Source organism: Enterobacter cloacae complex sp. IR5422, from assembly GCF_049238165.1.
Lineage (GTDB): Bacteria > Pseudomonadota > Gammaproteobacteria > Enterobacterales > Enterobacteriaceae > Enterobacter > Enterobacter roggenkampii.
Window position 1 is genome coordinate 101,549 of sequence record NZ_JBMKHT010000009.1, and the last position, 20,416, is coordinate 121,964.

Genomic DNA, 20,416 nt, shown 5'->3' on the forward strand with positions numbered 1-20,416 from the left:
TTTATCCTTTTACACACACTACCTGACGCAGGGTGTGAACGATCTCCACCAGCGACGATTGCGCGGCCATCACGGCATCAATGTCTTTATAGGCCATCGGCGTTTCATCGATCACCTCATTGTCTTTGCGACACTCTACGTGAGAGGTCGCCTGAATATGGTCGCTAAGGGTATAGCGTTTTTTGGCCGCCGTTCGGCTCATCACTCGCCCGGCGCCGTGGCTGCAGGAACAGAAGCTTTGCTCGTTGCCGAGGCCACGCACGATGAAGCTCTTTGCGCCCATTGAGCCCGGAATAATCCCCATCTGCCCTTTCTGCGCCGACACCGCACCTTTGCGCGTGATCAGTACCTCTTCCCCAAAGTGATGCTCTTTCTGCACATAGTTGTGATGGCAGTTAACCGCCTCCTGCTGCGTAATAAAGGGCTTTGTCACTTCGCGAGAGAGCGCCGCCAGCACGCGCGACATCATCACTTCCCGATTGTGGCGGGCAAAATCCTGCGCCCACTCCACCGCCTCGATGTAGTCCTCATAGTGACGACTCCCCTCCTGAAAATAGGCCAGATTTTTATCCGGCAGATGTCCCAGGTGATGCTGCATATCCTGCTGTGCCAGGGCGATAAACACATTACCGATGGCGTTTCCTACGCCGCGCGAGCCGCTGTGCAACATCACCCAGACGCGCTGCTGCTCATCGAGGCAAATTTCAATAAAGTGGTTTCCGGTACCCAGCGTGCCCAGATGCGGGTAGTTGTTGGTTTTCCGCAACTGCGGGTATTTATCCGTGAGTTGTTTAAAACGTGGGGCCAACACCAACCAGCGATCGTCCACTTCTTTCGGTGGCGTTTCCCACGCGCCTTTATCCCGTCGAGAACGGGTATTGGTTCTCCCATGCGGTACTGCCTGTTCAATGGCGCTACGTAAACCGCTGAGATTATCCGGCAAATCACCGGCCACCAGCGACGTGCGAACGGCAATCATCCCGCAACCAATATCCACGCCAACCGCCGCAGGAATAATTGCCCCTTTGGTCGGGATCACGCTGCCGATGGTAGAGCCTTTACCGAGATGAACGTCGGGCATCACCGCAAGGTGTTTGAAAATAAACGGCATCTTTGCGGTATTCAGTAACTGCGCCTGTGCCTCTGGCTCCACGGGCACGCCGTGAGTCCACATTTTGATCGGGGCGCCGTTTGGCGCTGTCAGTAATTCAAAATCATTCTGTTGCATTGCGTTATCCTTTCAGGTTAACAAGGCCGTGTAATACCTGGTCCAGGCCACCAAATACTGAAATTTTGTCGATACGCTCCGCGACCCTTTCCAGGGTTTCCAGCTCTTTTAAACGCAGCGCCACCGGGTTGTTTTCCATCACCTTTGCGGTGTTTAACAGCGATCGTGTCGCCGCCGTTTCTTCACGTCGGCGAATAACATTCGCCTGGGCCGATTTTTCAGCCTCTACCAGACGGGATAAAATCGTTTTCATATCACCAGGTAAAACAATATCTTTTACCCCAAGCGACGCAATTTCCATTCCAAAGGATGACAGGCGGCCTTGCACCTGTTTGCTGACCACCTCGTCAATGATCTGCTTATCTTCCAGTAACTCATCGAGCGTGCGGGTGCCGACCGCTTCACGCAGTGCGAACTGGAGTTCGCGGTACAAATGTTCCAGCGGTTTCGTAAGCTGTCCGCAGGCCTGCAGCACGTCGCTGTAGCGCCAGTTAGCCGCCAGGTTCAGGCGCAGGTTAACTTTGTCCTTCGTCAGGATCTCCTGCCCGCTCACTTCCACCACCTGAAGGCGCGTATCCACGACCTCTGCCTCAACCAGATGGTTAATTTTCCAGTAAGCCGTCAGTCCCGGCGGTAACAGTGCCTGAATTTCTCCGTCGATTTTCACCACCCCGACGTGCCAGGCAGGTACCTGTACGACCAGCATCGCGTCACGCCCTTTTACCGCGCCATTGCGACGCGGCTGCAGAGCAGCATTCATCACGTCCACCGGCACCCGCACGTCGCGGGTATCGATTCTTTGCAGGGTCAACGCCGCATCCTGCTGCCAGTACAGACGACGAGTCGAAGGCGGCACAATTTCCTGCAATACGCCGTTGTTCGATAACACCCCGATTTCATCCGCAGTAAGGTCTACCGCAAGGCAGTAACGTACCACCCAGTCAGGCTGAAAGCGGCGCAGATAATCCGCCAGCGCACCCGGTACCTCGCTGCCGTCCTGGCTCACCACCAGCACGTCGTCAGTATTGAACCAACCCAGACGGTGTTCACCCGCCTCCAGTACCCGGTAATAATCGCCAGCTTTTGCTACCAGTCCTAACTGACCTTTTTTTATCGTGATTTTTTTAGCCATTTTATATTCCTTAAAGTCAGGCGCGGGTGCAGGCACGAAATCACAGGGGAATGCCTTTTCGCCTGCGATCCGGCGCCATTACCGGCGACCTTCATTGGGATTGCTGACTGCGCAATCCCCGTTTTTACTTTGATGTTTACAACCAGTTTTCATTGGGAGAATGAATCGGGAATCGAACCCTTCTGTCTGTCATTGGTTGACGGAACGCCCCCGGAAAACAGCCTTGCCGTTCCTGGTGCGCCGACGGGGCCTTAACCCCCAGTGTGCTCAACGTCGTGACGTTATCTGTATTGCCAGAAGCGTGCCAAAAACAAAAATCGCCGTTTTATTTTTTTATTTTATTGATAATTAATGATTTTTATTTATCACGCTTTTCATGCATTGCCGTTCGGCTCAACATTTCTTATCCTGCTATATCGACAATTATCTTTCTGGATAAACATGAAGAAGCGGAAGGTGGTGATCGGGGTGCTTGGCACCGTGATGGATAAACGGGGAAAGCGGGCTAATCGCTTTCGCAAATGGCGACCGACCGTCGGGCTGTGCCAACAGCCGGATTTCCCGGTCGACAGGCTGGAGCTGCTACATCAACCGCGAGATCTCGGCATGGCTCAGCAACTGGCGGAAGATATTGTGCTGGTTTCCCCCCACACCGAGGTGCGTCCCAGCACGGTAACCATTGAAGACCCGTGGGATTTCGAAGAGGTTTATGCCGCGTTTCTCGATTTCGCCATCCAGTACACTTTTGATACCGATCGCGAAGAGTATTTCGTCCACATCACCACCGGCACGCATGTGGCGCAGATCTGCTGGTTCCTGCTGACGGAAGCACGCTATCTTCCCGCCAGCCTTTTGCAGACTGGCCCTGCCAGAAAAGAAGCCTCTGCTGAGGAGACTGCAGCCGGAACTTACTCAATTATCGACCTGGATTTAAGCCGCTACACGACCCTTACCAACCGTTTTCAGCGCGAGCAGCAGCAGTCAATCTCATTTCTGAAAGCGGGCATTGAGACGCGAAACGCCACCTTTAACAGTCTGATCGACAAGATTGAACGCGTGGCGCTACGTTCAACAGCCCCGATCCTGCTGACCGGCCCCACCGGCGCGGGCAAGTCGTTCCTCGCGAACCGCATTTATCAGCTTAAGCAGTCACGCCATCAGGTATCCGGCAAACTGGTTTCCGTCAACTGCGCGACCCTGCGCGGTGATAACGCTATGTCCACGCTGTTCGGCCATGTGAAAGGGGCCTTTACCGGCGCACTGTCGGCGCGCAGCGGCCTGCTGCGTGAAGCCGATGGCGGCGTCCTTTTCCTCGACGAGATTGCCGAACTAGGCCTGGATGAACAGGCGATGCTGCTCAAAGCCATTGAAGAAAAAACTTTTTTCCCGTTTGGCTCCGATAAAGAAGTTCACAGCGATTTTCAACTTATCGCCGGAACCCACCGTGATATGCGCCAGTGGGTGGCAGAAGGACGTTTTCGTGAAGATCTCTATGCCCGTATTAATATGTGGAGCTTTGCCTTACCCGGCCTTGCCCAACGGAAAGAAGACATCACGCCGAATGTTGACTACGAACTTCAACGTTTCTCTCGCGAAAGCCAGACGCAAATCCGCTTCGATAAAGAGGCACGCGAAGGCTATCTGGCCTTTGCCTGTTCCAGCAGAGCGCTGTGGCGGGGCAACTTTCGCGAACTGAGCGCCAGCGTCGCACGCATGGCGACGCTGGCGGAACGAGGGCGTATTACTCAGGATCTGGTGCTGGAGGAGATTTCCCGGCTTCAGACCGACTGGCAAACTGACGTGACGCAGCCTGCAACTGACATGGAGATTGACCTCTTTGACCAGCGGCAACTTGAAACGGTGCTGGAGGTATGTCGCCGCAGCGCATCGTTGTCTGAAGCCGGACGTGAGCTGTTTGCCGTTTCACGGCTCAAAAAAGCCAATCCTAACGACGCCGACCGACTGCGCAAATATCTGGCTCGCTTTAGTCTGAGCTGGGAAAGCATCCGGTCATAATTCATTTGAATATTACTTCCTTACGCGATAAACAATAACTATAGCCGGGCTCGATCCCGGCTTTTTATAACAAACACATACAACATTCATCGCAAGGAAATCATTATGTTATCCGCTATTACGCGGCTGTTCCCGTTATGGGCGCTGCTGCTCTCCGTACTCGCGTATTACACGCCCACCACGTTCACCGGTATTGGTCCATGGGTCACCACGCTGCTGATGTTGATCATGTTCGGTATGGGCGTGCATCTGAAAGCCGACGACTTCAAACGCGTGCTGTCTCGCCCAGCGCCCGTCGCGGCAGGAATATTTCTGCACTACCTGGTGATGCCGCTCGCGGCGTGGCTGCTGGCGATGGCCTTTAAGATGCCGCCCGACCTTTCCGCCGGGATGGTGCTGGTGGGCAGCGTGGCCAGCGGCACGGCGTCCAACGTCATGATCTATCTGGCGAAAGGCGACGTGGCGCTCTCCGTCACTATCTCGTCCGTCTCGACGCTGGTGGGCGTGATTGCCACGCCGCTGTTAACCCGCCTGTACGTGGATGCGCATATTCAGGTGGACGTGATGGGCATGCTGCTGAGCATTCTGCAAATCGTGGTGATCCCGATTGCGCTGGGGCTGGTCATTCACCATCTTTTCCCGCGCGTGGTGAAGGCCGTTGAGCCATACCTGCCCGCATTTTCGATGGTCTGTATTCTGGCCATCATCAGCGCCGTGGTGGCGGGCTCCGCCTCGCACATTGCTTCCGTAGGCTTTGTGGTGATCGTCGCGGTGGTGCTGCATAACACCATTGGCCTGCTGGGCGGCTACTGGGGCGGGAAACTGTTTGGCTTCGACGAATCGACCTGCCGCACGCTGGCAATCGAGGTAGGGATGCAGAACTCCGGCCTGGCGGCGGCGCTCGGTAAAATCTACTTCTCACCGCTGGCGGCCCTGCCGGGTGCGCTGTTCTCCGTCTGGCATAACCTCTCCGGCTCGCTGCTGGCGGGCTACTGGTCCGGCAAACCGATTGAGGAACAAACGAAAAAAGATGCGGTGAAGCAGGGTTAATTGACTCAGCTTGCTTTACACTGAAGCCTCTCTCTCAGGAGGCTTCAGCAATGGCGACACCACGTTTGACCCAGAAAGACATGACGGAAGCCGAGCAGCGCGAACTTAAAACGCTTCTCGACCGCGCCCGCATCGCGCATGGCCGTACGCTGAGCAACGCCGAAACCAATCAGGTGAAAAAAGAGTACATCGACAAACTGATGGCGCAGCGTGACGCCGAGGCGAAAAAAGCCCGCAAACTGAAAAAGCAGCAGGCTTACAAGCCGGATACTGAAACGACCTTTTCCTGGTCGGCCAATACCTCTACCCGTGGAAGGCGCTAGCTAGCGTCCTTTCTTTTTACGGCCAGGCTGGGTAAATCGCTTCCCGTTGCCCGGTTTGCCGCGTCCTTTCTCTTCCGCCTGCGGTGCCTTCACGACCGGACGCTTAATCGCCTGGGTTTTCGGTTTTGCTTTGGCCTTCGGCTTCGCTTCGGACGAGGAGTTCTCGATAAGCTTGAACAGCTCGATCAGTTCGTCGTCCGTTAAGTCGCGCCATTCGCCCAGCGGAATGCCGGACAGGCTGACGTTCATGATGCGCGTGCGCTCCAGCTTCGTCACTTCATAACCGAAGTATTCGCACATGCGGCGGATCTGGCGGTTTAAGCCCTGCACAAGGGTAATACGGAACGCAAACGGCGCTTCTTTCTTCACCTTACACTTTTTCGTAACGGTACCGAGGATCGGCACACCGGCGCCCATACCGCGAATAAAGTCGTCCGTGACCGGCTTATTAACCGTCACAATGTACTCTTTCTCGTGATCGTTACCGGCACGCAGGATCTTATTGACCAGATCGCCGTGGTTAGTGAGGAAAATCAGCCCCTGAGAGTCTTTATCCAGACGGCCAATCGGGAAGATACGGCTGCTGTGGTTCACGAAATCAACGATGTTGTCCCGCTCACCGTCTTCCGTGGTGCTGACAATCCCAACCGGTTTGTTCAACGCGATAAACACCAGGTCTTCGGCATCACGCGGTTCGATGAGCTGACCATTCACTTTAACCACGTCGCCAGGCATCACCTGGTCACCAATCGTGGCGCGTTTGCCGTTGAGGAACACATTACCTTGTTCAATGTAACGGTCCGCCTCGCGACGTGAGCAGATCCCGCTCTCGCTAATGTATTTGTTTAATCGGGTTGATTGAGTTGGCAGCATAGTTTCTCCTGTGAAGGGCGAAATATACCTTACCTTGTGGCTGACAAAAAAGTGTTAGTAACCGTTGATCAAAAAATCGAGTGCATCCCGCAATGAAGTACGGTTTTGCGTAAGATCGGCGACACGCTCGCCTAACTCTTTTGGCGATATGCCTGCCATCATGTGCATCATTACCACACAGGGTTTACCCGCTATCTCAACGACAGGGCACACTTTCGCAGGTGGCTGAATGCCACCCAGATGGCTAAGTTCAACTGCGGGGGCGACCAGAACATGCTTCATCACATTGGCCACGGGATGCTGCATATTGATTAGCCAAGGATAGGCAGTTTTCCCCTTACCTTCATTCTCATAAGCAAAATATTGCTCCATCAGAACGACCTCTGAAAGTCACTAAAGGAGCCGTTTTCCTCAACCCACTGGTTAATGGCCTCGATAGACGCTTTATTTTCTGCTAACCACTCTGCGCGCTGATGCGCACGAAACTGCTCCTGCAGTGCAGCCGTGAGTACAGCGGAGAGATTAAGCTTAAGCCGTCGCGCCTCTTCAAGAATTTCAGGTGCTAACGACACGTTGACTGATTTTTTAATGCCACGAGTAGTGCGCATGAGAACCCCCATCGGAATGCGCATGAATTGGCGAAGTGTAGCGTAATAAACGAGCATTTTCTATTCCCTAAAAAACGTAAGGTCTGAAGGGTAAATGGCGTTTGATAAGGTGTCACGCCTCGCAACAAGGTTTTGCGAGGCGCTTTCAGAGATTAATACTCATCCCGCTGGTCATCTTCATCCGGCTGTTCCATCACGCTGTAGGCCACCGCACAGAACAACGAGTTGAGGCGCTTCATATCCCCCAGCAGTCCCAGGTGGAGTGAGCTGGTCTCGATACTCTGCACGTTCTGCTGATGCAGGCGCTCAACGTGGGCGTGCGAGTAGCGGCGGTTTAGAATGCGGAAGCGATGCTTGTTGCGGCGCAGGCGGCGCGCGCTCGGCACGTCGCTGGAGAAGAAGACCAGCATCGCTAGCTTGAGGTTGCTGACCAGCTGCTCGTGCAGCGCTTCAAGCTCCTTCAGGCCTTCAACGGAGAACGCCCGGCGTGCGGCCAGCGACTTATCGGCAATCTCGCTGCCCATGCGCTCAACAATATCGGAGGCCTGCTCAAGGTTGAGCGACATCTCAATGATTTCCGCCCAGCGGCGGGACTCCTCCTCCGCCAGCTCGTCCTGCGGCATGCGGGCCAGGTAAAGCTTAATGGCGGTATAGAGCACGTTGATATCGTCCGCCAGTCTGCGCAGCTCTTTCTCCTCTCGCGGCTCGCCGTGCATCACCTTTTGCAGCCCTTCGAGCATGGTTTCCATGGCGTCGCCCATGCGCAGCGTCTCGCGCGCGGCATTCGCCAGCGCCAGCGCCGGGGTGTCCAGCGCGGAGGTATCCAGATGCTTCGGCTTCAGGCGGGCGTCCAGCTCCGGTTCGTCCTGAATGAGTCGCTCGCAGAAGCGAGCCATCGACCCGGCAAAAGGGACCATCGCCAGGCAGCGCACCAGGTTATAGAACACGTGGAAGTAGATCACCAGCTCCGCCTTCGGCAGCGGGAGGTTATCCATCAGGTTCGCCAGCGGATGAATAAAGGGCAAAATAATCAGGCTGCCCACCAGCTTAAACAGCAGGCTACCGAGCGCCACGCGGCGGGCGGCGGCGTTGGCGGCGCTGTTATTGAGCATCGCCAGCAGGCCAGAGCCGAGGTTGGCACCGATCACCAGGCACAGCGCGACCGGGAAGGAGATCGCCCCGGCGGCGGTGAGCGTGGCCGTCAGCAGCACGGCGGCCAGGCTGGAGTAGCTGACGATGGCAAACACCGCGCCAATCAGCGCGTCCAGCATGATGTCCCCGGTCAGGGAGGCGAAGATGACCTGCACGCCGTTGGCCTCGGTAATCGGGGTGACCGCCTGCACAATCAGCTCCAGCGCCAGCAGGATCAACCCCAGGCCAATCCCCACGCGTCCAAGCTGGCCCGCCCGCGTCTGTTTGCGGCCGAGGAAGAAGATGACGCCGACAAAAATCAGCAGCGGCGACAGCCATGAGAGATCAAACGTCAGGATACGCGCCATCAGCGCGGTACCCACATCAGCCCCCAGCACAATGACCAGCGCCGGGGCCAGCGCCACCAGATCCTGCGCCACAAAAGAGGTGACAAGCAGGGTTGTGGCGTTGCTGCTCTGAACGAGTGCCGTTACGCCAATGCCTGCGCAGAAGGCGAGCGGCTTCTTCTCAACGCTGCTGCTGAGAACGGTACGTAAACGGGCGCCAAATACGCGCATCACGCCGGTACGGACGATATGGGTGCCCCATACGAGCAGTGCGACTGCAGAGAGCAGATGTAACAGGGTCAGCACGGATGGTTTTCCTCCTTATCTTTATCGGTTTTCCTGAGGTTCCCTGCGCGTTGCCATGTCGGATGACGGCGACGCCTTATCTGACCTACGCACAGGCCCGGTAAGCGCACCGCCACCGGGTGCCAGGGATAGAACCTTATTTCAGTATAAGGGGTTAAGCGTAAGAAAGAGACAAGGCACCCTTGAGGTGCCCTGTTTGTTGTAAGGAAAAGTGACGTTAGTCTGCGTCGTAGCCTAAATTCGGTGCCAGCCAGCGCTCTACTTCTGACACGCTCATGCCTTTGCGCAGGGCGTAATCTTCAATCTGATCGCGCTGAAGCTGTGCCACGGCAAAGTACTTGCTGTCCGGGTGGCTGAAGTACCAGCCGGAGACGGATGCGCCCGGCCACATGGCGTACGACTCGGTGAGCTTCATCCCGGTATGGGCTTCGACGTCCAGCAGTTGCCAGATCGTGCCCTTTTCGGTGTGTTCCGGACAGGCCGGGTAGCCCGGCGCCGGACGAATCCCCTGGTAGTTTTCGCGGATCAGCTCCTCGTTGCTGAGGTTTTCGTTCGCCGCGTAGCCCCAGTGCACCTTACGCACGCGCTCGTGCAGGTACTCGGCGAAGGCTTCCGCCAGGCGGTCGGCGATCGCTTTCACCATGATTTTATTGTAATCATCGTGCTGCGCTTCGAACGCGTCCGCCAGCGCATCTTCTTCCAGACCGCCGGTTACCGCAAAGGCGCCAATATAGTCGGCTTTACCGCTCAGCTTCGGCGCGACAAAATCGGCCAGGCAGTAGTTGGCAAAGCCCACTTTCTCGGTTTGCTGGCGCAGATGGCGGCTGACTGCCAGCACGTGAGTGCGGGTTTCATCGCGGTAAATTTCGATGTCGTCACCCACGCGGTTGGCCGGGAACAGCCCCACCACGCCGCGTGGGTTGAGGGTTTTCTCCGCGCTCAGCCTGTCGAGCATGTCGTTGGCATCGTTAAACAGGCGTTTCGCCTCATCGCCCACCACCTCATCTTCCAGAATGCGCGGATATTTGCCCGCGAGCGACCAGGTCATAAAGAATGGCGTCCAGTCGATGTAGTTGCGCAGCGTTTCGATGCTGGCACTGACCTCCTGAACGCCCAGGCGATGCGCGACCGGCGGCGTATAGCTCGACCAGTCAAACGCCAGATCGTTATCGCGCGCCGCCTGGAGTGAAACTGGCGGGGTGCGCGGTTTCTTGCGCCCGTGCTGGATGCGAACGGTTTCGTACTCTTTGCGGGTGCGCTCAACAAACTCGTCGCGCTGGGTGTCAGAGAGCAGCGCGGAGACCACGCCCACCGTGCGCGAGGCGTTCTGCACGTAGACCGTCGGCCCGCTGTAGTTCTGCTCGATTTTCACCGCCGTGTGCGCCTTGGAGGTGGTCGCGCCGCCAATCAGCAGCGGAATGGTGAAGCCCTGACGCTCCATCTCCTTCGCCACGTTAACCATCTCGTCCAGCGACGGGGTGATCAGCCCGGAGAGGCCAATCAGGTCGGCATTCACTTCGCGCGCGGTCTTGAGGATTTTATCCGCCGGGACCATCACGCCAAGGTCGATAATCTCGTAGTTATTGCACTGCAGCACCACGCCGACGATGTTCTTGCCGATGTCGTGCACGTCGCCCTTCACGGTGGCGATGACCATTTTGCCGTTGCTGGAGCCTTTCTCTTTGCTGGCTTCGATAAACGGCTCCAGGTACGCCACGGCCTGCTTCATCACGCGCGCGGATTTCACCACCTGCGGCAGGAACATTTTGCCCTCGCCGAACAGATCGCCCACCACGTTCATGCCGTCCATCAGCGGCCCTTCGATCACTTCAATCGGGCGGGCTGACTGCTGACGCGCCTCTTCGGTGTCCTGCTCGATAAACTCGGTGATGCCTTTTACCAGCGAATATTCCAGACGTTTTTTCACGTCCCAGGCGCGCCACTCGGCCTGCTGAACGTTGGCTGCGTCATCCGACTTGCTGCCGCGGTATTTTTCTGCCAGGTCAAGCAGCCGCTCCGTGGCGTCGTCGCGGCGGTTGAGGATCACGTCTTCCACCGCGTCGCGCAGCTCGGCGGGCAGGTCGTCGTAAATCGCCAGCTGGCCGGCGTTAACGATCCCCATGTCCATCCCGTTGCGGATGGCGTAGTAGAGGAACACGGCGTGGATCGCTTCGCGCACCGGGTCGTTGCCGCGGAACGAGAACGAGACGTTCGATACGCCGCCGGAGATGAGGGCATGCGGCAGCTCGCGCTTGATGTCCTCGCACGCGCCGATAAAGTCCTGGGCGTAGTTGTTGTGCTCTTCGATGCCGGTCGCCACGGCGAAGATGTTCGGGTCAAAGATGATGTCTTCCGGCGGGAAGCCTACCTCTTCGGTCAGTATTTTGTACGCGCGGCGGCAAATCTCAATTTTACGCGCGCGGGTGTCGGCCTGGCCCACTTCATCAAAAGCCATCACCACCACCGCAGCACCGTAGCGGCGGACCTGCTTCGCGTGGTGAATGAAGACATCCACGCCCTCTTTCATCGAGATAGAGTTGACGATGCCTTTACCCTGAATGCACTTCAGCCCCTTCTCGATCACCTCCCATTTGGAGGAGTCGATCATGATCGGCACGCGGGCGATGTCCGGCTCACCGGCAATCAGGTTGAGGAAACGCACCATCGCCGCTTCGGCGTCGAGCATACCCTCATCCATGTTAATATCGATAATCTGCGCGCCGCTTTCCACCTGCTGGCGGGCAACGTCCAGCGCTTCGCTGTACTTCTCTTCTTTGATCAGACGCTTGAACTTCGCGGAGCCGGTGACGTTTGTACGCTCACCCACGTTCACAAACAGGCTGTCTTCGCCGATGGTTAACGGCTCAAGGCCGGAGAGGCGACAGGCAACCGGCAGCTCGGGCAGCTTGCGCGGCGGCAGTCCGGCCACGGCATTGCTCATGGCGGCGATGTGCTCCGGCGTGGTGCCGCAGCAGCCGCCGACGATGTTCAGAAATCCAGACTCGGCCCACTCGCGGATTTGTGCCGCCATGGTGTCGGCATCCAGATCGTATTCACCGAAGGCGTTCGGCAGACCGGCGTTCGGGTGCGCGGTAACGTAGCATTCCGCAATGCGCGACAGCTCCTGCACGTACTGGCGCAGCTCGTCCGGGCCCAGCGCGCAGTTCAGGCCGAAGGAGAGCGCATCGGCGTGGCGCAGGGAGTTATAAAACGCTTCGGTGGTCTGGCCGGACAGGGTACGGCCGGAGGCATCGGTGATGGTGCCGGAAATCATGATCGGCAGGTCAACGCCCAGCGCCTCGAACTCCTCTTTCACCGCGTAAATCGCGGCCTTGGCGTTGAGGGTGTCGAATACCGTTTCAATCAGGATCAGATCGGAACCGCCTTCCACCAGCGCTCTGGTCGATTCACGGTAGGCAACAACCAGCTGGTCAAAGGTGATATTACGAAACGCCGGGTCGTTGACGTCCGGTGAAATCGACGCGGTGCGGTTGGTTGGGCCAAGCACCCCGGCAACGTAGCGCGGCTTGTCCGGCGTGCGGGCCGTCCACTCGTCGGCGCAGGCGCGCGCAAGCTTTGCGGCTTCATAGTTGATCTCCGCCGACAGGGATTCCATCTGGTAATCCGCCATGGCGATGGTTGTCGAGTTAAAGGTGTTGGTTTCAACGATATCCGCACCCGCTTCGAAGTAGGCGTTGTGGATATCCTTGATCACGGACGGCTTGCTGAGCACCAGCAGGTCGTTGTTCCCTTTCAGGTCGCAGGGCCAGTCGGCGAAGCGTTCGCCGCGGAAATCGTCTTCGCTCAGACGATAGCCCTGGATCATGGTGCCCATCCCGCCGTCCAGCACCAGAATTCGTTCATTTAACTGCGCACGCAGTTGCTCTACTTTGCTGCTCACACTTGCTCCCGACAACGCTCAACAAGGCCAAAAGGCTGCGTTCCATACTGGCACAATCTCGCAGGGTGGAAAAGTCGCTCAGCGGTAACATGAGACATGTTCACTATCACTCCTCCGATCAGTCAGGATAACGGTTGCAAATTCACCAAATAAAACGAAAATGATTTCCACGATACAGAAAAAGGAGATCGTCATGGTCGCGACCGTTCCCGCTAAACGCGGCAGAAAACCTGCTGCCACCACCGCTGCCGCACAACAGGGTGGACAGGTTCAATCGCTCACGCGCGGTCTGAAGCTGCTGGAGTGGATAGCCGAGTCGCACAGCAGCGTGGCCCTGACGGAGCTGGCCCAGCAGGCTGGCCTGCCGAACTCCACGACGCACCGCCTGCTGACCACCATGCAGCAGCTGGGCTTTGTCCGCCAGGTAGGCGAGCTGGGGCACTGGGCGGTGGGCGCGCATGCGTTTATCGTGGGCAGCAGCTTCCTGCAGAGCCGTAACCTGCTGGCGATTGTGCACCCGATTCTGCGCAAATTGATGGAAGAGTCGGGCGAGACCGTGAATCTGGCCGTGCTCGACCAGAGCGACCATCAGGCGATTATCATCGACCAGGTGCAATGCACGCAGCTGATGCGCATGTCCGCGCCGATTGGCGGCAAGCTGCCGATGCATGCCTCAGGGGCGGGTAAAGCGTTCCTCTCGCAGCTGACCGAGGAGCAGGTGACGGGGCTGCTGCACCGTAAAGGACTGCATGCCTATACCCACGCCACGCTGGTTTCGCCGGTGCATCTGAAAGAAGACCTGGCCCTGACCCGCAAGCGCGGCTATTCGTTTGACGACGAGGAGCACGCCCTCGGCCTGCGCTGTATCGCAGCCTGCATTTTTGACGAGCACCGCGAGCCGTTTGCCGCCATCTCTATTTCCGGGCCGATTTCACGTATGACCGACGATCGGGTCACTGAGTTGGGTGCGCTGGTGATTAAGGCGGCGAAAGAGGTCACGCTGGCGTACGGTGGAATTCGTTAAGCATGCATTGCCGGGTGGCGGCTTCGCCTTACCCGGCCTACATGATGCCCTCTGAAAACCGGATGCAAAACCGCTGCTTGCGACGGTAAGCATACACATCTTCCACGTGCCCGTTTTTGATCCGCGTTTGCAGTCCCCGCCAGTAGCTGGCGCGGAACAGATCGGCATGCATCTCTTCGAATAGCGGCCCGATGCGCGGATCGGCGCAGAGCCAGTGGCGAAACTCTTCGGGAAACACATCGCCCGGCGAAACGCTGTACCACGGCTCGCTGGAAAGCTCATCTTCCGGGTAGCGGGCCGGTGGGATATCGCGGAAGTTCACCTCGGTCATGTAGCAAATCTCGTCGTAATCGTAGAACACTACCCGCCCGTGACGGGTGACGCCGAAGTTTTTGAATAGCATATCGCCCGGGAAGATATTGGCGGCGGCAAGCTGGCGAATCGCGTTGCCGTACTCTTCAATCGCATCTCTTAAAGCCTGACCGTCGGACTGCTCCAGCCAGATATTCAGCGGCACCATGCGTCGTTCAATGTAGAGATGGCTAATGACGATCTTGTCACCAAGATCGGTGATTTTGGCGGGCGCTTCCTGCAGTAAAAGTGCCATGAGCGCCGGATCGATCTGCTGCTTATCCAGCACAAAGTTTTCGAATTCCTGAGTATCCGCCATGCGCCCGACGCGGTCGTGCTCCTTAACCAGCTGGTAGCAGGCGCGGACGTGCGCGGCGGTCATCTCTTTCTGCGGCGCGAATCTGTCCTTAATCACCTTAAAGACCCGGTCGAAGCCCGGCAGGGTAAACACCAGCATCACCATGCCGCGAATGCCTGGCGCTTCGATGAACTGCTCATCGGCCGTGGTGACATAGCGCAGGTACTCCCGGTAGCTTTCCGTTTTAGCGTGCTTCTGGCAGCCAATGGCCATATACAGCTCGGCTGTGGTTTTACCCGGCAGGATCTCGCGCAGCCACTCCACCAGCGCGGCGGGCAGCGGAGCGTACACCATAAAATAGGAACGGGCGAAGCCAAACACGATGCTGGCCTCGGCGCTGGTAGTCAGGCAGGTATCAACAAACAGTTCCCCGTCGTCGGTACGATGAATGGGCAGCAGAAAGGGCACGATGGCCGTCGGCGTAACCAGTTTGCCCACCAGCCAGGCGGCTTTATTGCGGTAGAAAAGCTCGTTGGCCACCTGCAAATGGCTGTGGCTGAGCACCTCCGCGCCGAATGCTTCTTTGAGATGGGCGTGGATATACCCGATATCCCGGGCTTTATTCTCCCAGGGCAGACGCAGAGGCAAATCCGTCAGCACGCGATGCAGGAGCTTTTCCCATCCGTGCTCGGGAAAGAAATCTTTCGCCAGCGGACGCGGAATGGTACGAAAGCGCCGTTCAGGCTGGGAGCTGAAGATAAATAACCGCTCAGGAGATAATGAGCGGTGGTCAAATAACCGGCAATAGACGGAGTTGAAAAAGCTCTCCGCAATCTCGAAGCGCGGGTAGTCGGGTAACAGATGGGTGTAATGCTCTTTTACGCGCAGTAAAAATTCCGCGTCCGGACTTTTACCGTCGGTAATACAGCGCAGCTGCTCCACCACCAGACCCACGTGGTGGTCATAAAGATGGATACGCTGCTTCATGGCCTGCTGAACCGCATGCCAGTCTGCGTGTTCGAAGCGCTGCTGCGCGCCGGAGGTCACTTCAAGAAAACGACCATACTGGGCATCGAAGCCCTGCAAAATAGTTTGGGCAATCAGTAATTCCAGGCCACGCGACATATATTCCCCCTCACCACCAACCCTCTCCCCAGGGGGGAGAGGGGGAAAAGATTAGAACTGTGCTTCTTCCGTTGAACCCGTCAAGGCGGTGACGGAGGAGGTGCCGCCCTGAATAATCGTGGTCACATTATCAAAGTAGCCGGTGCCCACTTCCTGCTGGTGAGAGACGAAGGTATAACCGTCTTTGCCCGCCGCAAATTCCGGCTGCTGCACCTTCTCAACGTAGTGCTTCATGCCCTCTCCCTGCGCATAGGCGTGCGCCAGGTCGAACATGTTGAACCACATGCTGTGGATGCCTGCCAGCGTAATGAACTGGTATTTGTAGCCCATGTCGGACAGCTGCTGCTGGAAGCTAGCGATGGTTTTGTCATCCAGCTTTTTCTGCCAGTTGAAGGACGGCGAGCAGTTGTAGGCCAGCAGCTTGCCCGGGTACTTCGCATGAATGGCGTCGGCAAAGCGTTTTGCCAGCGCCAGATCCGGCGTAGAGGTTTCACACCAGACCAGGTCCGCGTACGGCGCGTACGCCAGACCGCGGCTGATCGCCTGCTCAATACCCGCATGGGTGCGATAGAACCCTTCGCTGGTGCGCTCGCCGGTGATGAACTCGCTGTCGTACGGATCGCAGTCAGAGGTGATCAGGTCAGCCGCGTCCGCATCGGTACGGGCAATGACCAGCGTTGGCACGCCGAGCACGTCAGCAGCCAGACGCGCGGCAACCAGCTTCTGCACCGCTTCCTGTGTAGGAACCAGCACCTTACCGCCCATATGTCCGCACTTCTTCACTGACGCCAGCTGGTCTTCGAAGTGAACGGCCGCTGCACCGGCTTCAATCATCGATTTCATCAGCTCAAAGGCGTTCAGCACGCCGCCGAAGCCCGCTTCCGCATCCGCGACGATCGGCAGGAAGTAGTCAATAAAGCGCGGATCGTTGGGTTCGATGCCCGCCGCCCACTGGATCTGATCCGCACGGCGGAAGGTGTTGTTGATCCGATCCACGACCGACGGCACGGAGTTAGCCGGATAGAGCGACTGATCCGGGTACATGCTGGAGGCCAGGTTGGCGTCCGCCGCGACCTGCCAGCCGGAGAGGTAGATAGCCTCAATACCGGCCTTCGCCTGCTGCAGTGCCTGACCGCCGGTCAGCGCACCGAGGCTGTTGATGTAGCCCTTTTTAGAGCCACCGTGCAGCAGCTTCCACATTTTCGCGGCGCCATTTTGCGCCAGCGTACATTCCGGATTGACCGAGCCGCGTAATTTCACCACGTCTTCCGCGCTGTACGGACGGCGGATGCCTTCCCAGCGAGGTTGTGTCCACTCTTTCTTTAATTCTTCGATTTGTTGGGTACGGGTTTTCATGTGCAGATGCTCCATATTGTTATGTGGTGAGTTACGCCAGGAAGCGGTAGCCCGGCAGGGTCAGGAAGTCGATTAAGTCATCTGATGTGGTGATTTGCTCCATCAGGCGCGCAGCGTCGTCAAAACGCCCGCTGCTGAAGCGGTGTTCGCCCAGCTCGTCCTGGATCACCCGCATCTCTTCGGCCAGCATCTGGCGGAACAGGGTCTTGGTCACCGGTTTGCCGTTGCTAAGCGTTTTTTGATGGTGGATCCACTGCCAGATAGAGGTACGTGAGATCTCCGCCGTCGCAGCATCTTCCATCAGACCGTAGATCGGCACGCAGCCGTTGCCGGAGATCCACGCTTCGATGTACTGCACCGCAACGCGGATATTGGCCCGCATGCCCTCTTCCGTCCGTTCGCCCGCGCACGGCGCCAGCAGCTGTTCTTCTGCGATTGGTGCATCGTCTTCACGGGTGACAAACAGCTGGTTTTTGTTGTTGCCGAGCACGCGGTTAAAGACCTCCATCGCCGTATCGGCCAAACCCGGATGGGCGATCCACGTCCCGTCGTGGCCGTTACGTGCTTCAAGCTCTTTGTCGGCTTTCACCTTGTTGAGCACCTGATTGTTGCGCTCTGCGTCTTTGCTCGGGATAAAAGCTGCCATGCCGCCCATCGCAAAGGCACCGCGCTTGTGGCAGGTTTTGATCAGCAGACGCGAATAGGCGCTCAGGAACGGTTTGTCCATGGTGACAACCTGACGATCGGGGAGCACGCGATCGGGATAATTTTTCAGGGTTTTGATGTAGCTGAAAATATAGTCCCAGCGTCCGCAGTTCAGACCCACAATGTGATCGCGCAGGGCGTGCAGGATTTCATGCATCTGGAACACGGCGGGCAGCGTTTCAATCAGCAGGGTGGCTTTGATGGTGCCGCGCGGCAGGTTGAAACGATCTTCCGCATAGCTGAAGACCTCGCTCCACCAGGCTGCTTCCTGCCAGGCCTGCGTTTTAGGAAGATAGAAATACGGGCCGCTGCCTTTCGCCAGCAGGGCTTTGTAGTTGTGGAAGAAATAGAGTGCAAAATCAAACAGGCTTCCTGGAATGGCTTCTCCACGCCAGGTGACATGTTTTTCGGGCAGGTGCAGGCCGCGCACGCGACAGATCAGCACCGCCGGGTTCGGTTTGAGCTGGTATATTTTGCCGGCTTCATTGGTATAGCTGATGGTGCCGTTTACGGCGTCGCGCAGGTTGATTTGCCCCTCGATGACCTTACGCCAGTCCGGCGCCAGCGAGTCTTCAAAATCGGCCATAAAGACTTTAACGTTGGCGTTCATGGCGTTGATCACCATTTTGCGTTCTACCGGACCGGTGATCTCAACGCGACGATCCTGTAAATCTTCAGGGATGCCGCGGATTTTCCACTCACCACGACGAATGGAAGCAGTTTCCGAAATAAAACCAGGCAACTTGCCGTTATCAATTTCCTGCTGCTGATGAATACGTGCCGCCAGCAGCTTATTGCGCTGCGGCGTAAAGCGGGTCACCAGTTCAGTCAGAAATTCTACCGCTTCTGCCGTTAATACTTGCTGTTCTTGCTCGCCATACGGCTGGGTAAAGGCCAGTTCATCGACCGTCGTTGCCTGTTGAGTCATTACTCTGCTCCTCATCAAAGATCCAAAATCACGCTCCCGACGCGAACGAAAGATCGTTGGGTAGTTTTCGCTCAGCAGAATTAAGACTATCTCTATTTTTTCTAAAATCAAAAACAATTTCCATTTTAATTATAAATTGCAATTAATTGATTGATTTTATTGAAATTAAATTTTTAAAGAATGATGAGTGACATTTCGGAAATAAAAAAGGCACCCGAAGGTGCCTGATTTGAATAGCTGAAACGCTTTAGGATCGTTTAGTGCAGACGATTACTCCAGCGTTGGATTCATGTGGCGCAGATCGTATGGTGTTATCTGGTAGACGTAATAGTTGAGCCAGTTAGTAAAAAGCAAATTCCCGTGGCTGCGCCAGGTCGCTCTCGGTTTGTTTTGCGGATCGTCTTTCGGGAAATAGTTGTAAGGGACATCCGGGTTAAGACCCGCTTCAACATCACGGAAATACTCTGACGCCAGGGTGTGCGGATCGTACTCAGGATGCCCGGTTACGAATGCAATGCGCTTATCTTTACTGGCAAACAGGTAAGCGTCCCCATCTTCCGTTTCGGCCAGGATCTCCAGATCGGTGTAATCACGAATCAGCTGGGCCGGGAAGTCAGCGTAGCGAGAATGCGGGGCCAGGAAAGAATCATCAAACCCGCGCGTCAGCAACGCATGGGGATGGAGAATATGGTGTTCGTATACGCCGGAGAGCTTTTCAGTGCGGGTTTGCTTGGGGATGCCATAGAGAATATTCAGTGCGGCTTGTACCGCCCAACAGACAAACAGCGTGGACGTGACGTGATCTTTTGCCCACTCCAGAACCTGTTTGATCTGCGGCCAGTAAGCGACATCGTTAAATTCCACCAGGCCCAGCGGCGCGCCGGTCACAATCAGACCGTCGAAGTTTTCACCCTGAATGTCATCAAAGTTGCAGTAGAAGTTGTTCAGATGCTCAGAAGGCGTATTGCGTGACTCACGGGCGTCGATTCGCAGCAGTTGAATATCGACCTGCAGCGGGGAGTTCGACAGCAGACGCAGGAACTGGTTTTCTGTTTCGATCTTTTTGGGCATCAGATTGAGAATAAGCACCTTCAGCGGGCGAATTTCCTGACCTGTCGCACGTGAAGTCGTCATCACAAAGACATTTTCTTCACGCAAGAAATTGACGGCTGGTAGCTCGTCCTGCACCCGAATCGGCATAGCTTTGTATCCTCACAGCATACGTATAAACGTTTAGACATCCAGACAGCTAACGATACCCAGAAATGGCTTGAATGTCGAGTCTGCAAGCAGAAGGTGAGAAAGTTTCAAGGAGAGGGAGAAAACAAAAGCAAAAAACCCCGCACCTTACGGTACGGGGTTCTTCTTATTTGATGCCTGGCAGTTCCCTACTCTCACATGGGGAGACCCCACACTACCATCGGCGCTACGGCGTTTCACTTCTGAGTTCGGCATGGGGTCAGGTGGGACCACCGCGCTAAAGCCGCCAGGCAAATTCTGTTTAATCTGTATCAGGCTGAAAATCTGTCTCTTCGCCAAAACATCTTCGGCGTTGTAAGGTTAAGCCTCACGGTTCATTAGTATCGGTTAGCTCAACGCATCGCTGCGCTTACACACCCGACCTATCAACGTCGTCGTCTTCAACGTTCCTTCAGGAGACTTAAAGTCTCAGGGAGAACTCATCTCGGGGCAAGTTTCGTGCTTAGATGCTTTC

The 20,416-nt window shown here is 56.5% G+C and carries 15 protein-coding genes and 2 rRNA genes; 4 read left to right on the forward strand and 13 right to left on the reverse strand.

The window, feature by feature from the left end:
* Position 1: 1 nt before the first annotated feature.
* The gene (locus ACOTXT_RS06990; protein WP_421625295.1) at positions 2-1,228 is read right to left on the reverse strand and encodes an RtcB family protein; all 1,227 of its coding nucleotides are present in this window, start codon (positions 1,226-1,228) and stop codon (positions 2-4) included.
* A 4-nt stretch (positions 1,229-1,232) separates the two neighbouring features.
* Entirely contained in the window at positions 1,233-2,360 is a 1,128-nt protein-coding gene (locus tag ACOTXT_RS06995) for a slipin family protein (RefSeq protein ID WP_008503418.1), read from the reverse strand.
* Between the two features lie 441 nt (positions 2,361-2,801).
* Between ACOTXT_RS06995 and rtcR the strand changes: the two genes are divergently transcribed.
* The 3 genes from rtcR to ACOTXT_RS07010 all read left to right on the forward strand — a co-directional run bounded on the left by rtcR (position 2,802) and on the right by ACOTXT_RS07010 (position 5,749).
* Positions 2,802-4,376: an RNA repair transcriptional activator RtcR gene (gene rtcR / locus ACOTXT_RS07000; protein ID WP_333166346.1), complete on the forward strand. Its 1,575-nt coding sequence runs from the start codon at positions 2,802-2,804 to the stop codon at positions 4,374-4,376.
* A 105-nt stretch (positions 4,377-4,481) separates the two neighbouring features.
* Positions 4,482-5,426, forward strand: coding sequence for a ketopantoate/pantoate/pantothenate transporter PanS (panS, locus tag ACOTXT_RS07005; RefSeq protein ID WP_008503416.1), 945 nt, complete (start codon positions 4,482-4,484; stop codon positions 5,424-5,426).
* A 50-nt stretch (positions 5,427-5,476) separates the two neighbouring features.
* Positions 5,477-5,749 (forward strand): DUF3811 domain-containing protein, encoded by a 273-nt coding sequence (locus tag ACOTXT_RS07010; RefSeq protein WP_008503415.1) that lies wholly within the window; start codon positions 5,477-5,479, stop codon positions 5,747-5,749.
* Here the strand turns inward: ACOTXT_RS07010 and rluF are convergent, their stop codons facing one another.
* The 5 genes from rluF to metH all read right to left on the reverse strand — a co-directional run bounded on the left by rluF (position 5,750) and on the right by metH (position 12,915).
* Positions 5,750-6,622 carry a 23S rRNA pseudouridine(2604) synthase RluF gene (rluF, locus tag ACOTXT_RS07015; RefSeq protein ID WP_008503414.1) on the reverse strand — a complete coding sequence of 291 codons (873 nt, stop codon included), beginning with the start codon at positions 6,620-6,622 and terminating at the stop codon, positions 5,750-5,752.
* 54 nt (positions 6,623-6,676) lie between these two features.
* Positions 6,677-6,994, reverse strand: a complete 318-nt coding sequence (locus ACOTXT_RS07020) for a CcdB family protein (RefSeq protein WP_008503413.1) — start codon at positions 6,992-6,994, stop codon at positions 6,677-6,679.
* On the reverse strand, positions 6,994-7,287 hold the full coding sequence (locus ACOTXT_RS07025; protein WP_008503412.1) for a type II toxin-antitoxin system CcdA family antitoxin: 294 nt from the start codon (positions 7,285-7,287) through the stop codon (positions 6,994-6,996). Before ACOTXT_RS07025 ends, ACOTXT_RS07020 begins: the two co-directional genes overlap by 1 nt.
* A gap of 95 nt (positions 7,288-7,382) precedes the next feature.
* On the reverse strand, positions 7,383-9,014 hold the full coding sequence (locus ACOTXT_RS07030; RefSeq protein ID WP_008503411.1) for a Na/Pi cotransporter family protein: 1,632 nt from the start codon (positions 9,012-9,014) through the stop codon (positions 7,383-7,385).
* 217 nt (positions 9,015-9,231) lie between these two features.
* Positions 9,232-12,915: a methionine synthase gene (metH, locus tag ACOTXT_RS07035; protein ID WP_333166339.1), complete on the reverse strand. Its 3,684-nt coding sequence runs from the start codon at positions 12,913-12,915 to the stop codon at positions 9,232-9,234.
* Between the two features lie 193 nt (positions 12,916-13,108).
* On the opposite strand from metH, the gene iclR reads away from it, so the two are divergent.
* Positions 13,109-13,939 (forward strand): glyoxylate bypass operon transcriptional repressor IclR, encoded by an 831-nt coding sequence (gene iclR / locus ACOTXT_RS07040; RefSeq protein ID WP_023293555.1) that lies wholly within the window; start codon positions 13,109-13,111, stop codon positions 13,937-13,939.
* A gap of 37 nt (positions 13,940-13,976) precedes the next feature.
* Here the strand turns inward: iclR and aceK are convergent, their stop codons facing one another.
* The 6 genes from aceK to ACOTXT_RS07070 all read right to left on the reverse strand — a co-directional run.
* Positions 13,977-15,713, reverse strand: coding sequence for a bifunctional isocitrate dehydrogenase kinase/phosphatase (gene aceK / locus ACOTXT_RS07045; RefSeq protein ID WP_193149030.1), 1,737 nt, complete (start codon positions 15,711-15,713; stop codon positions 13,977-13,979).
* Between the two features lie 51 nt (positions 15,714-15,764).
* Positions 15,765-17,069, reverse strand: coding sequence for an isocitrate lyase (gene aceA / locus ACOTXT_RS07050; RefSeq protein ID WP_008503407.1), 1,305 nt, complete (start codon positions 17,067-17,069; stop codon positions 15,765-15,767).
* A gap of 31 nt (positions 17,070-17,100) precedes the next feature.
* Positions 17,101-18,702, reverse strand: coding sequence for a malate synthase A (gene aceB / locus ACOTXT_RS07055; RefSeq protein ID WP_333166334.1), 1,602 nt, complete (start codon positions 18,700-18,702; stop codon positions 17,101-17,103).
* 270 nt (positions 18,703-18,972) lie between these two features.
* Complete coding sequence (metA, locus tag ACOTXT_RS07060) at positions 18,973-19,902, reverse strand: homoserine O-acetyltransferase MetA (RefSeq protein WP_008503405.1); 930 nt, start codon at positions 19,900-19,902, stop codon at positions 18,973-18,975.
* Positions 19,903-20,077: 175 nt separating this feature from the next.
* A 5S ribosomal RNA gene (gene rrf, locus ACOTXT_RS07065) occupies positions 20,078-20,193 on the reverse strand.
* 65 nt (positions 20,194-20,258) lie between these two features.
* Positions 20,259-20,416: ribosomal RNA gene (locus ACOTXT_RS07070) — 23S ribosomal RNA — on the reverse strand; the annotation flags it as partial.